Origin of the sequence: Flavisolibacter tropicus, from assembly GCF_001644645.1 — a bacterium.
Classification (GTDB): domain Bacteria; phylum Bacteroidota; class Bacteroidia; order Chitinophagales; family Chitinophagaceae; genus Flavisolibacter; species Flavisolibacter tropicus.
Genome location: NZ_CP011390.1, coordinates 1287598 through 1302452, shown reverse-complemented (window position 1 = coordinate 1302452; position 14855 = coordinate 1287598). Strand labels below are relative to the sequence as shown.

Below are 14855 nucleotides of genomic sequence, written 5' to 3'. Positions count from 1 at the left end.
CATGGTTGGGTTGTATACAAGAGGCGAGGCTGGGGCCAACGAGCTATAATTTTTGTAGACGTTTTCCTTCCCCCCGTCGAGTCTCAATTCCTGGCTTTTGTGCAGTAGGCGTGGACTCGGTGGCCCTGCAGGAAAAACCAACACTGTTGCAGGTTAAATACATTCTCTGGTTTTGGCCTGTCATCGCTTCTTATTTCACATCTTCATTACCCGGTTTCGTCACATTTAAATTTGGTTTCATCACAAGCATTTAGAGGCAAAAAAGAAGATGAGTAATCTTGCTTGTTTACATTGAAAACAAGTCTCCAAATGAGTGAATCCCCATTGCTCAAAGCTACATCCCTCACCTACCGCTACGAAAAAGACGTAGCCACGCTCACTGATATCAATCTGACAATAGAGAAAGGGTGTATCTATGGTTTTCTCGGGCCTAATGGCGCTGGCAAAACCACCACCCTGAGTCTGCTACTAGGCTTGTTAGAAGTACAGGAAGGTCATATTGAGATCTTTGGAAAGCCGCTAACATCAGATAGGGTCAGTATCTTAAAGAAGATAGGGTCATTAATAGAATCGCCTTCTTTGTACGGTCATCTAACAGCCAAAGAAAACCTGGAAGTTTATAGAGAAGTTTACGGAGCATCAAAAGCAAGAATAGCTGAAGTTTTAAATATTGTTGGATTAGAAGACACAGGTAAGAAGACCGTAAAAAAGTTTTCATTGGGGATGAAGCAACGACTGGCTATTGCTCTTGCCCTTTTGCCAAATCCAGAATTGTTGATATTGGATGAACCTGCAAATGGTTTGGATCCGGCAGGTATCATTGAGCTTCGCAAATTGATCAAAACACTAAACAAGACCCATGGAATGACGGTCATTATCTCCAGTCATTTGCTAGGAGAAGTAGAGAAGATAGTCAGTCATGTTGGGATAATTTTTAAGGGGAAAATCATTTTTCAGGGACCGCTCTCAGCGCTTCATTCATTTCAACAAAAAGCATCAAGAGTATTCATCAAAACATCCGATAATGAAACAACGTTCAGACTGTTGCAGGAGTATCAACCCGAAAAAGAGGGAGAAGCAGTGTCTGTGCCGTTTGAAAACATTAACCAGGTAGCGGAGATTAACAGAAAGCTGACAAGTCACAACCTGGATGTTTATCTTCTTTACCCAAAAAAGAGCGATCTCGAACAATTATTCATTGATCTTACAACTGCCCCATAATGAACTTACTTGTATCACTTCGGTCTGAGTTGTTAAAAACAACACGAACAGCATCTTTATATCTTACTCTAATTGGCGCGGCTGTTGGTCCGGTCATATTCCTGTTGAATGTTTTAGTAGATGAAAATGAAATTGATGCGTCAGAGAAGGATCCGCTGAACGCTCTATTTAGAATACTATTTGAAATGAATGGTGCAGCCCTTTTTCCCTTGTTTGTGATACTAATCTGCACACTGCTGCCACAGATCGAGTACAGGAATAATACGTGGAAACAGGTATTCGCATCTCCACAAACAAAAGTCAATGTGTTTTTAGCAAAATTTATGAACGTGCATTTATTAATGCTGGTTTTCCTTATTGCCACTCATTTATTCATGTTTTTGACTATTGTAGGAGTAAACTTTATAAAACCAACTTTGAATTTATTTAAACATCCACTGAATGGTAACACCGTATGGGTAAATGCAGCTAATGCTTATATTCTATTGCTTGCTGTTTGTGCGATACAATTCTGGATGGGACTGCGATTCAGAAACTTTATTGTTCCAATTGGAATTGGTTTTGCTTTATGGCTGACAGGCACAATCATGGCCGTACAATACAAGTCAAACCTGGTTTATTATTTTCCTTATAGTTTCCATGCTTTTCCAGTATCCACAAAATTGAAATCATCGCTAACTCAAATTGCCTGGACTTCTTTGGTATATGCTCTCTTATTTCTTATCGTTGGCTTTTTAGATTTTAAAAGAAGAACAGTATCTAAATAACAACGTAGCTATTTTTAATTATACTGCCGACTTGTTGATAGAATTCTTTAAAAATTGAATAAGTACAAAATAAATTCATTCAGGAAAACCTGAAAACTTATAAAGGCAGACTTGTTGCTTATGGGTTCTAACAAAAAACGACTTCCAACAATGGGCTTTGTGCAAGTGCGGCTTGAAGTTGTAGCAATCGGCATCATCAACAGTTGTACTTTGTTTTGAATAATTCTGTCCTTGGCACCCCTCATTCATTCTTTAATATCAAAGTTTAAGACTCGACCAAAGTATACTTCATAAGGAGTCCACGATACTGTGTGAAGTGATGAGCCCCAGCTAATGGCTGGGGCAAACGAAATATAATTTTAATAGAATTTGTAAGCTTGGTTTAACAGGGGAATCATTTTTCTATTTTCTATCCCCAACTATTTTATTCTACTCTTTATCAGTTGGTTCCCAAAGCTCAATCTTATTTCCTTCAACGTCCATAATATGTACAAATTTGCCATAATCATAAGACTCAATTTTATCTACTATTGTGACTCCTTCATTTTTAAGTTGCTCTACAAGTGCTTCTAAATTATCAACCCTATAGTTGATCATGAAGTCTTTTGTTGAAGGCTCAAAATATTTTGTAGTTTCAGCAAAAGGAGCCCATTGCGTAGATCCTTTTTTTGTTGGGTCTTCAGCTTGTCGCCATTCAAAGTTTGCCCCATATTGGTTTGCGTCAAAACCTAAATGCGTTTTGTACCATTCTCTCATTTTATCAGCGTCTTTGCATTTAAAAAAGATGCCACCAATTCCTGTTACCTTTTTCATTTTTGTCGAGTTAGAATTATTGGGTTGAACAAATATTGTTTTAAAAGCAAAACCAAAACAAAATGAAGTGACAATCCCTAAAAAGAATATTGATGTCTTGCTCATTTTGTCTAAAAGTTTTGTCTATTAAGTTGATTAGTGCGTTTACGCACAATTATCTAAAATACATAGCTTTTGCTGCAAATTCCAGTTAATTTTAATAGCTAATGCAGCAGATGTTACAAACGATTTTATTACTGACGCCTTAAGATTGAATTCCTTTACTAGAATCCTTCATATCTCTAACTTTATACAATTATTGCATTTTTAAATGAAGTTAACTGTGTAAACCGCGTAATATAGCCAAGTGCTATATAAGAATGTTGCCAATAGGTATGTAAAGTCGGGTTGGAAAAAACAAGTTAGTGATTATCAAGGAACTGCCGTAATTGCCTAGCTGCAGTTTGATTTTTGGTTGGAAGATTTGAAAATGGTATCTGATTATGAATAGGTTGATTTTTAAAGTAGCTAAGTTGTTAAGTCTTTATTATCACTTTAGTCTTATCATATAGTAAATATCCAATAATGAATCACTTATTTCTATTTGACCAAATGCATCACTTCATTTAATCGCACTGCTTTATTTTGATCATCCAGATTTATCACTATCACGTAGCCATTTGTACTGCCTATTGATATTAGCGTTCTGACAATTTGCTCCTGGTTACTTTCAATTAACCGCCCGTTTGTGTCCCATGCTTCATAACTGCACAAGCAGCCTAACGAGGGAGTTTGGGGAAAGTAGGGCTGGCCTTTATAATAGAGCGGATTGATCGTAGTTCCATGCATGATAATTTCAGAGCGGCCAATTGCTCCTGCCCAAAAACTTTCATATAATTCATGGTAAGATTTCCAGGAATCGGGTAATAAATTCGTATAAATGTTTTGCATCCATACGGTATCCGTAATACGGTTATTAGCCAGGAAAATAGCCGGGGTTGCTTCGTAAGGTAGTACTAATTGCAGGTTGGTGGTAGGACCAATATAGTTATTCGAAGAACTGTCGAAACCCGTCCAGCGTAACAATCCTTGTGGTGTATTGCCATTGGTGATATAATAGGGATAGTTGGTTATGGCTCTTGCCAGTTGAGTTGTAAAAAAGAAACTGCCATCATGATTCCGCACAAATTGGCCGTTTGGCTTTCGAATCAATACTAAGCCTGGAAAATTGCGGTTGCTTCGTTGCAGGCTATAGATAATGGTTTGGCCGGTTAAGAAATTTGAATCAAACAATGCCTCGATTGGAGGGCGTTTTTGATTCGTGCGGTTTAGTCTTTGTTGCAATAGGGTAAGACCAATATAGTTTGACTCCTTGAACTTTTGGGCCATTTGCTTTTGAAGCATCCGCTTTATTTGCTTGCTCTGATCGGTTAGCCAAATATATTCTGCTGCTCGGATAAAGACAGAAGGTGAAACAGTGCTATGAAGAAGGTGGGTGACTGGGCGTTTAAATGCATCCGGGTAAAGCGTATAACTTACTTCAAGTAGTGATTTCTGAAAGCCTTCCGATAATGTGTCAGCCTTTTGCCACGCTTCACTAAGTTTGTTCTTTGTTGTTGTAGTCTTATACAACATTAACTCCATGGCCCAGAAAGCCTTCTGCCATTCTTTTTCGGTAGTTGTGGAGAGTGGTACTTGGAGGGAGCGAGTAATCATGCTGTCCTTCAGGTATTGGTCATGTTGGCTGCGGTTAACAGCCCGGGTAAAAGCAAACTCATTTTGGCTGAATGCAGGGGTTGAAACGGCTAGAATTACTTGTGCAACTACTAAACATTTAAACAAGTGATTCATAAGGGCTTATATTTTTTGATAAGTAAAAAAGCGATCTGAATTACCTTGAATTAATTGTTTTAGGCTTTTGTATTCGCTTTATTTTTGAAAAGGTTGTTGTACTGCCCGGTTGGATGCAATATTTTTGAGCAGCGCATACTTAGTATCCAGTCTTCTTAGTGTTTAAAAGTAACAGCGCTCATCTGGTTTGCAGCTTTTAAAATTTATTTGATAAGAAGGTCAATTTATCTGCCTGGTATTATTTGTTACGAAGGCATTTTTAAATAGCTTGCCTGACTCTCTTATGACTTATTTATTAAAGACTTTATTTCTCGCCATTAAACAGGCACCTATTACACCTGCCTTTTCTCCTAATTTGGAGATGCGCAATTGAGAGTCATTATTTACCAGGCTCAGTGAATACTTGTTTAAAGCACTTTTGATCGGCAGCCGTATATAGTCTCCCGTTTTAGCTAACATACCGCCTAGAATGACCAATTCTGGATTGAATAAGTTGATCAGTACACCCAGGCCACGCCCGATCTTTTCGCCAATTTGTGCAATCAGGTCAATACAGAGCATGTCTTCATTGTATGCGGCTTCTATGAGATCGTGAAGTTTGATCTCATCAAGGTGCTTATATTTTTTCGCTAATTGTGAAGTGGTGCCGGCCTCTACTTTCTCTTTGAAAATTCGAAGCAAGGCGCTACCAGAGGCTTCTGTTTCTAAGCAGCCTTTCTTTCCGCAATGGCAAATGATCTCATTGTTAAAAAAGGGGATATGCCCAAATTCACCACTAAAACCAGACTTGCCATAATAAATCTTGCCATCAATTAAAATACCCAAGCCTATACCATAGTCCATGTTTACATACAGTACATTTTTTTCGCTGTGCACTTCGCCACAGCAAAACTCGCCATAGGCCATTGCTCTTGAGTCGTTTTCCAGAAAGGTCTGGATTTTAAGTTCTGATTCAATGATACTGGTCAGCGGCTCTTCCTGGAAGTGGAAGTAGCTGTAGCTATAACCACTGGCGTGGTTGACGCGGCCCGATAAGTTTATGCCGATACCAAGAATCTTGTTGCGGCGGATAGGAAGTTCTGAAATGAATTGTTTGATGCTTTTCAATAGCGCCTGAAAAGACTCGGGTGTGTTTTCCAGTTTATACGGAATATTCTCTTTTATGGTTACCAGGTTCTTTTTAAAGTCTAGGAGACCGATATTGATGCAATAGCGTTTAATATCAACGCCTATAAAAAAGCCAGCTTCTGCTAGCAATCCATATACACTAGCCCTTCTGCCACCTGTTGAATTCACTTTGCCGTAATCCTTGATAACACCGTCATGAATTAATTCATTTACCAGTGTAATAATCTTGGGGGTACTAATATTAAACTCCTTATTCAATTCAGCTACTGTTGCATTCCCGGCATTGTCCAGAAAGTTAATGATAGCCCGTTTTAAAGTTTTATTCTTAAAAGCTACCCCGGATATATTTTCATCAGAAAAAACTTCGAAATGCTGTTTCGGCATATGTTAATTAAAATTCAGTGTATAAAACAACGAAAAAGAAGATAGTTATCCAATAATTATTGGAACTAAATAAAAAATTTTAAAAAGTATTTTGTTAATAATAAAAAAATTATAAAATTCGAGCATTGTTTACATGGAAATTTTAAAATGATTACATCGCAACAGCTTGAAAAACCAATATCGGATGCGCGAGATGGCCTGGTGCAATATGCTTCCCTATACCGTGACGAACTACTTCAAAATATTCTGCCTTTTTGGTTAGAACACAGTAAGGACACTGTTAATGGTGGATTTTATACTTGCTTGAATAGAGATGGCAGTGTGTACGATACGGACAAATTTATGTGGCTACAGGGGCGTGAAGTGTGGTGTTTCAGCTATATGTATGCAAACATAGCTCAAAAGCAGGAGTGGTTGGACATGGCTTTGCACGGTGCTGACTTCATGGAAAAGTACGGCCGTGATAAAGAAGGTAATTGGTACTTCTCTCTGACTGCTGATGGCAAGCCGCTGGTACAGCCCTATAATATTTTCAGTGATTGCTTTGCTACAATGGCTTTTGCCGCTTTGAACAAGATAAAGCCTGAAGAGCGCTATAGAAAGATAGCTATAGATACGTTTGAAAACATTTTAAAGCGTCAACATAACTGGAAAGGCATTTATAACAAAGCGTATCCTGGTACCCGATCTTTAAAAAACTTCAGTTTGCCCATGATCCTTTGTAACCTGTCGCTGGAACTTGAAGATATTCTGGGTTCACAACGGGTAAATGAGTTTATTCCAATAGTGATCAATGAGGTCATGAATGTTTTTTATCAACCAGCACGGGGCTTGATTTTAGAAAATGTCTATGAGGATGGCAGTTTCTGTGACAGTCATGAAGGACGCCTGTTAAATCCAGGGCATGCTATAGAAGCCATGTGGTTTATTATGGACTTGGGTAAACGATTGAATGATCAGGTTTTAATAGAAAAGGCTTGCAGCATTATGATCGATACAATAAAGGCGGGATGGGATGCTGAGTATGGAGGTATCTTTTACTTTCTCGATGTAAAGGGCGTTCCACCGCAGCAGCTTGAGTGGGATCAAAAACTTTGGTGGGTGCATGTGGAAGCTCTAGTAGCATTAGCAAAAGGTTATACTTTAACCGGCAATGATCAATGTCGTGAATGGTTTGAACGCATACATAATTATACATGGTCGCATTTTAAAGATCCGCAGTATAAAGAGTGGTTTGGTTATTTAAATAGACGGGGTGAAGTGTTGTTGCCATTGAAAGGTGGAAAATGGAAAGGTTGTTTTCATATACCCCGCGCCCTATATCAAATCTCTAAAACATTGGAAATGCATTAGTCCCTATGAAAACTAAACGATTGCTTGTAATTCTTGGTTTGACCCTGTATTGGGGAGCAACCCTATCTGCGCAAAAAACGATAACGACTGATGTACTGATTGTAGGTGGAGGCACCGGTGGCACTGCTGCCGGTATACAGTGCGCTCGCTTAGGCGTGAAAACACTGATTGTAGAATCTACAACATGGCTTGGAGGTATGATCAGTGGGGCTGGTGTTTCTGCTACTGATGGAAATCATAAGCTTCCCTCTGGTTTCTGGGCGGAGTTCCGAAATAAACTATATGCAGTTTATGGAGGACCAAAAGCTGTTGAAACTGGTTGGGTCAGTAATACACAATTTGAGCCTCATGTCGCTGACAGTATTTTCAAACAAATGGCTGCAGCTGAGAAGCAACTAACCATCCTGTATAACCACCATTTTCAATCATTAGTTCGACGCGGCCAAAAGATTATTTCTGTTACCGTTTTGGATAAGGCCACTCAAAAACCCGTTATCATTCTGCCAAAACTTGTCATTGATGCTACAGAATTAGGCGATGTAATGGCGGCCGCTAAAGTGCCGTATAGTTTAGGCATGGAAGCCGGTAGTCTTACTGGAGAAAAGGTAGGCGTCAGTCAAACGAATAATGTCGTCCAGGATCTTACTTACGTAGCAGTTTTAAAAGACTATGGGAGGAACGCTGATTGTACAATTGTAAAACCGTCAAACTATGATCCCAAAGAGTTTGATGCTGCCTGTACAGACTATTACATTGATAAAACCAGGAAGGCTCCCGGTGTGGATGGCAAGAAAATGCTTGAGTATGGCAAGTTGCCAAACAATAAGTATATGTTGAACTGGCCTCTTTATGGAAATGATATATATCTGAACATTGTAGAATTGGATGAAGCAAGCCGTAATAAAGAGCTGGAAAAGGCCAAAGAACAAACAAAGCGCTTTATCTATTTTATTCAAAATGAGTTAGGGTATAAGAACCTGGGATTAGCTGATGATGAGTTTCCGACAGAAGATCGGCTGGCTTTGATGCCCTATCATAGGGAAGGTAGGCGGGTGGAAGGACTGGTGCGCTTTAATATGCGCCATATTTCAGAGCCATATACCTATGGTGATCCACTGTATCGTACAGGTATAGCCGTAGGAGACTATCCTATTGATCATCACCATAAAAAAAATCTTGCTGCCCCACAGCATTTGGAGTTTTATCCTGTACCATCTTTTAATGTGCCATTAGGTGCATTAATTCCTCAGCAAGTTGAAAACTTGATTATTGCCGAAAAGGGCATTAGTGTTAGCAATGTAGTCAATGGAACAACCCGTTTGCAACCGTGTGTGTTATTAATAGGACAAGCAGCCGGTGCTTTAGCAGGCTTAAGCATTAAGCAATCACTTATTCCTAAAAAAGTGCCGGTACGACTTGTTCAAAAGTATTTGCTGGATGCCAAGGCTTTTATCATGCCTTATATCGATGTAAAGCCGGATGCACCGTATTTTGAAGCCGTTCAAAAAATTGGAGCTACGGGCATTTTAAAAGGGCACGGCATTCCCTATAAATGGGCGAATCAGACCTGGTTTTATCCCGATTCGCTGGTAAACGGGCAATCATTGGCAGCCGATTTACAATCTTTCAAGAAGTATAATTACAAAATACCAACAGGAAACTTGCGGATTCAAGAGGCAATTGACATTGTTCATCAATTAGACATTGCCCTTGCAGGTTCGGTAAAGGGTAGCAAAATAAAATCGCTATCTAAACAAAAAAGCACTTTAACGCAACTGGTAGAGACGAGCTGGCAAAGCTGGGGGCTGGACCATTATACGCCTGGCCGGTTTATAACAAGAAAAGAATTGGCTGTTTTGCTGAACAATACCATTGATCCATTTGAGCGACTTCAAATAGGTTATAACGGTTATGCAAAATAGTTATTAGTGATAGGAGAGAACTTTGCCGACCAGTACCAATTTTCAAATAGATGTGCGATTGGAAAAAAGTGTTGTCTTTTTTCTTGGTCTTTTATATCCTGTAAACCTTGCCTTTCAATTTAGTTGGCTGTACTAATGGCCATCAAACTGGAATCTTATATAGAATATAGGGTACAGTTTGAGGTTTTAGTTACTGAAAGCAGTAAGATAAAACTTCATGAAAGCCTGCTTTGCTTGTGTCTGGAGGTAGTTTGTGATGGAAAATGCTACATCAGGTAATGTGAGTTGACTAAATGGTAAATGCAAACGTAAATGTCAAAGTGTGGTTTAGGGAAAGATAAATAACAATAATGAAAATGTATTGAACGGCATGGCTTTTAGAAACCTGTCATTCAATCGCTTTAGATGCTGGCTATTGCTTGAGATGAATTATAAAAAAACAAACATTTAAAACACAGTTATGAGAAAATTTATGCTCTTCGTGCTTTTACTGCTATGTTATAATATAGTGGTATTTGCACAAACAGTGAGAGTAACAGGGCGGGTTACAGATGGTAATGGCCGGCCTGTTGAAAATGCCTCTGTGGTTGTGAAAGGCAACCGGATAGGGGCGACCACTAACAATAATGGTGATTATGTCATCAATGCTGAAAAAGGTCAGACACTATTAATTAGCAGTATTGGGTTTGCTCCGCAGGAAGTGGTGGTTAATGAGGCCGCAATCAACGTTTCATTAAATGCCAGCAGCCAAACGCTGAGTGATGTGGTAGTGGTGGGTTATGGCACACAACGCCGTGCCAACCTAACCGGTTCGATTGTTGCCTTAAATAATGAAGATTTGAGCCGCCGACAAGTGGCTTCTACTAACAACCTGTTACAGGGTTTAGCGCCAGGGGTAACGGTGCAACAGCAATCAGGAAAGCCTGGCGCCGATGCTTCCAGCATTGTGATCAGAGGACAGAACTCTATTTCTTTATCAAATACGCCAATTGTAGTAGTTGATGGGTTGATCCTGGATATGTCTGCATTCAATCAAATTGACCCAAATGCAATTGAGTCAATAACTGTTTTAAAAGATGCTGCTTCTACTTCCATTTACGGTAACCGTGCCGCCAACGGTGTTATCATTGTAAAAACGAAACGTGCCAATAAAAAAGGTATTCAATTAAGCTATAATAGTTTCTTTACTAAGCAAGAGGCTACTGCCATTCCTGATCGCGTTAATGCAGTTGAGCATATGGAATTGAGCAATGTAGCTGAACGAAACCGTACAGGCAACGCTGCTGCGTTTGTTTATTCACAAGCCTTGATTGATAAGTATAAAACTACGCCCGCTAATAATATGGATGTCATCAACACCGATTGGTTGAAAGAAGTGTTGACCAACAGCGGCTTTATGCAAAACCATAATGTGCAGCTGACATCAGGTGGCGAGCAGGTGAATATGTTTGCTTCATTATCTTATCTGAACCAAGAGGGTTTGATTCAAAACAATAGTTATGAGAAATATGACCTGCGTTTAAATCCAGAATTTAAACTCAATAAAAAGTTGACCCTGACTGGGAACTTCGGCTATACACGCAGCAAAACCATTAACCCATCAACAGGTAGTGCTGAATTTATTATACGTGAGGCAATCGGTTTGCCAGCTATTGGAGCTGGGAAGTTTGGTGAAGGTATGTATGGTAATGCCGGTCAATCCAATAATCGGAATCCAATAGCACAGGCTGAAGCTACTGGTACCTCTCAAACGAATGGAAGTACGTTATTAGCCCGCTTTGGCTTTAATTACAAACCAATTGAAGGATTGGATATAGAAGGCTTTTGGGGACGGGAACAGCGTAATCCAACAACTAAGACTTTTATTAAAAACGCCTCAATCTATCAGCCCAATTTAGTAACGAACACTTATGATAAAGTGGCTGATTGGCCGGGTAGTACCACTCTTTCAGAAGCTTATCGTAATGATGTGTACACAACGTATTTGGGACAGGCTACTTACGGTTTCAAGTTTGGCGATCATTCATTCAAAGTGTTGGCCGGTGCGCAGTCAGAGTTAAATACTTATTATTTCTTTGGCGCGTCACGCCAAGGGTTTATCAACCCTGATCAACCTTATTTAAACTTAGGTACAGGCGCACGTGATAATAATGCTGGTGCCAGTGAGAGTGCCTTGGTAGGTTTATTCAGCCGTATCAACTATAATTATCGTGGAAAGTATTTGTTAGAAGTCAATGGCCGCCGCGATGGAACATCTCGCTTTTCTCAGGCATTGGAAAAGCAGTGGGGTAACTTTGGGTCGGCATCCGCTGGTTGGGTATTTACTAATGAAGCATTTTTGCGCGGCCTTGCCAATAAGATCAGTTTTGGTAAACTGCGTGTTTCTTATGGAGGGAATGGTAACCAAAACACGGGCTTGCCTTATGCATATGATGTGTTTTATGAAAATGCCGGATACAATGCCTCTTCTCATGTAAACGGTACGAATGCCTATTTCAATAACGTTACCACTCCTGGTGTAGCCTTATTACAATTTGCAAATCCGGAATTGCAATGGGAAACGGCAAGACAATTTAATGCTGGTCTGGATCTTAGCTTACTCAAACATTTTATGGTTTCTGCCGACTATTTTGTGAAAACCCAGCATAATATGCTCTTGAAAAGAACGCTTCCTGCGTCAGCAGGGGGCTTGGGTAACCCTTTTATCAATGCTGGTCAGTTAGAGAATAAAGGGTGGGAGTTGTCATTGAATTACAAGAACCAGTTTGGAAAATGGAGAACGGACCTGACGGGAATGTTGAGCGATGTGCAAAACAAGGTGCTTGACCTGGTAGAGGGTACACCTTACCTGGACAATGGAAGTACGCGCACACAAGTAGGATATGCAATGAATTCTTACTTCGGCTATAAGGCCGTTGGTTTTTTTGCAGATGATAACGATGTGAAGAATTCTCCCGTTCAATTCGGTGTTCCCTGGAATGCCAGTCCAACGGTAGGACCTAAAGCTGGTGATATTAAATATGCTGATATCAGTGGGCCAGAGGGTAAACCTGATGGAAAAATTGATTTGAATGACCGTACTTTCATTGGTGATGCCTTTCCTCGTTACGAGTATAGCCTGAACTTTAATATTGGTTATGGCAACTTTGATCTTAATATATTAGGTCAAGGTGTAGGTAAACGCAATAATTACCTGAGTGGTACGGGTGCTGTTCCTTTTAACAGTGGCGATTTTGCCGCTTCCTTATTGGCCATTCATAAGAACTACTGGTCGCCAGAAAATCCAAATGCAGACTTCCCTCGTCTGTTGCCATCTGGTTTTGGTGGAAACAATTACCTGACATCTACACAGTGGATTCGTAGTGCATCTTACTTCCGTATTAAGAATGTGAATCTAGGGTACCGGTTACCAGCAACCGTACTGAATAAAGTAAATATCAATTCAGTAAGAGTATTTATTGCAGGTTCCAACCTGGCTACATTTAGTAAGGCATGGAAAGGCTTTGATCCTGAGATCAATAGTGCCAATGCGGAGTTCTATCCCTTGATGCGCACATGGACTGCCGGTCTAAATGTAAACTTTTAAGAACCTATCAAACTTGTAACAATGAAAAAAGTCTTTATACTATTTTTTACTTCATCCGTAATCCTTTTAAGCGGATGTAAGAAGTTCTTGGATCGAAAGCCATTGGATGCTTCTGCAGCCTCTACCTTTTTAAGCAACCAGGCTGAAATGGAGCAGGGCCTTAATGGTGTTTATGCTTCTGCTTTCTGGTCTGTGCCTAATTACCTTCCTTTATTGTTCTCTATTGAATCATCTACAGATTTAGGGATTCGCCGTGGCGGAAATGCTGAAGACTTGATTGCGTTAGGTGATGCAGGCCCTTTTTCTATTAGCAATTCTATTCCTAGTGCGGCTTGGAGTCAGGCTTTCCGATTGGTACAGCGTGCTAACCAGCAATTGGCAGGTATGGAAAATGGAAAGAACAATGTTTCTCCACAGGTGTATGGGAAGATAAAGGCAGAAACCATGGTGCTGCGTGCTTGGGCTTATTTTCACCTGATGTATTGGTTTGGTGATGTGCCCTATTATCGTGCAACGCCGTCAGTCAATGAGGTGCTGAATTCTAAACGTTCTCCTGTTGCTACCATCGTTGCTGATTTATACAAAGACCTGGATGAGGCTGTCGCCAGTTTCGATGCGGCCAAAACACCTGCTGTTCAGCAAATGGGTATGGTTAATAAAGGAGTGGCTCTAGGCTTAAAAGCCAAGCTGGCCTTATTGATCAAAGATTACCGCACTGCAGCAACTGCAACCCAGGCTGTAATCGATGGGGGGCTGTATGGGTTAAATCCAAAGTATACAGATCTGTTTTTATTAGCTGGACAACAGGCTAATGTGAACCGTGAGATCATGTTTAATCAAACCTATCCAACAGATGTTTTGGACCCGCAGAACTGGGCGGCTGTTATTACTGTTCCAAGACAAGTAACTACGTCTCAAAGCAGCCATTTCCCTTCCCAAGTGCTCGTGGATAAGTTTGAGGCAAAAGACGGTAAAAGGATCGACCAATCGCTGGCTTATAATCCTGCGGCACCGCGACTGAACCGCGATAACCGTTTAAAATGGACGGTTTATATGCCAGATGATACCATGACGTATACAGTAGCAAAGGCGCCTTTTACACCTACAGCCTATATTAATCCAAAAGAAAGAACCATCTATAATATATATAGCAATGTGCGTAAAAAGTACAACTGGAATACAGGTGTATATGATATTGTTAATGGTGGCAACAATGATTGGATCGGTGCTCAGGCAGCAGGGATACAATGGCAAGTAAGCGCTACCGGAAATATCGGAGGCGTAGGTTATGTGTGGCGGAAATATGTTGACTCAACTCAGTACACTTGGGAAACCAAAACCGGATATATATTGATGCGCTATGCTGATATTTTGTTAATGTATGCAGAAGCGAAAATTGAGTTAGGTGAAGTTGATAATACCGTATTGAAAGCGATCAATGACGTTAGAGCTAGAGCGGGACAGCCTGCCGTAACTACAACGAGCCCCTCTGAATTAAGACAGATCGTGCGTCGTGAAAGAGCTGTTGAATTTGCTGGAGAAGGCTTGCGTTTGTTTGATCTGAGACGATGGGGCATTTATGGAAAAGCAAATAGCTTTCCAGTAGTTGGCGCTTCACTAGACCCCGCGGTCCCAGCAGGTACGCCAGTGTTTGATGAAGACGAAGTTCCTAATTACACAAATAGCGTTAATCAAAGGATCCGTTTCCGCAACCAAACCCGTAACAATGCGGATCCAAAATATAAGCTATGGCCTATACCGCCAAGTGAGTTAGAAATGAATCCAAATCTCAAACCAAATAATCCCGGTTGGCAATAATTTTCAATAAAAGGCGCTGTAAGGCGCCTTTTC

Annotated in this window: 9 protein-coding genes; 6 read left to right on the top strand and 3 right to left on the bottom strand. The window is 40.3% G+C overall.

The genetic code is table 11. The annotated features are described in order from the left end of the window. Window positions 1–309 precede the first annotated feature (309 nt). On the top strand, window positions 310–1221 hold the full coding sequence (locus SY85_RS05350; protein ID WP_066402183.1) for an ABC transporter ATP-binding protein: 912 nt from the start codon (window positions 310–312) through the stop codon (window positions 1219–1221). Beyond that, window positions 1221–1988 carry an ABC transporter permease gene (locus SY85_RS05345; RefSeq protein WP_066402181.1) on the top strand — a complete coding sequence of 256 codons (768 nt, stop codon included), beginning with the start codon at window positions 1221–1223 and terminating at the stop codon, window positions 1986–1988. Before SY85_RS05350 ends, SY85_RS05345 begins: the two co-directional genes overlap by 1 nt. A 429-nt stretch (window positions 1989–2417) precedes the next feature. Here SY85_RS05345 and SY85_RS05335 read toward each other — a convergent pair whose 3' ends face one another. From SY85_RS05335 to SY85_RS05325, 3 genes are all read right to left on the bottom strand, one after another. After that, window positions 2418–2906 carry a VOC family protein gene (locus SY85_RS05335; protein WP_226999014.1) on the bottom strand — a complete coding sequence of 163 codons (489 nt, stop codon included), beginning with the start codon at window positions 2904–2906 and terminating at the stop codon, window positions 2418–2420. 474 nt (window positions 2907–3380) lie between these two features. Further along, entirely contained in the window at window positions 3381–4631 is a 1251-nt protein-coding gene (locus tag SY85_RS05330) for a hypothetical protein (protein ID WP_066402170.1), read from the bottom strand. Between the two features lie 288 nt (window positions 4632–4919). After that, window positions 4920–6143 carry an ROK family protein gene (locus SY85_RS05325; RefSeq protein ID WP_066402168.1) on the bottom strand — a complete coding sequence of 408 codons (1224 nt, stop codon included), beginning with the start codon at window positions 6141–6143 and terminating at the stop codon, window positions 4920–4922. 147 nt (window positions 6144–6290) lie between these two features. On the opposite strand from SY85_RS05325, the gene SY85_RS05320 reads away from it, so the two are divergent. From SY85_RS05320 to SY85_RS05305, 4 genes are all read left to right on the top strand, one after another. Further along, window positions 6291–7496 (top strand): n-acyl-d-glucosamine 2-epimerase, encoded by a 1206-nt coding sequence (locus SY85_RS05320; RefSeq protein ID WP_066402167.1) that lies wholly within the window; start codon window positions 6291–6293, stop codon window positions 7494–7496. A 5-nt stretch (window positions 7497–7501) separates the two neighbouring features. Beyond that, window positions 7502–9418, top strand: a complete 1917-nt coding sequence (locus tag SY85_RS05315; protein WP_066402166.1) for an FAD-dependent oxidoreductase — start codon at window positions 7502–7504, stop codon at window positions 9416–9418. Between the two features lie 460 nt (window positions 9419–9878). After that, on the top strand, window positions 9879–13004 hold the full coding sequence (locus SY85_RS05310) for a SusC/RagA family TonB-linked outer membrane protein (RefSeq protein ID WP_066402161.1): 3126 nt from the start codon (window positions 9879–9881) through the stop codon (window positions 13002–13004). Window positions 13005–13025: 21 nt separating this feature from the next. After that, on the top strand, window positions 13026–14822 hold the full coding sequence (locus SY85_RS05305; protein WP_066402159.1) for a RagB/SusD family nutrient uptake outer membrane protein: 1797 nt from the start codon (window positions 13026–13028) through the stop codon (window positions 14820–14822). The last annotated feature ends 33 nt before the right edge of the window (window positions 14823–14855 follow it).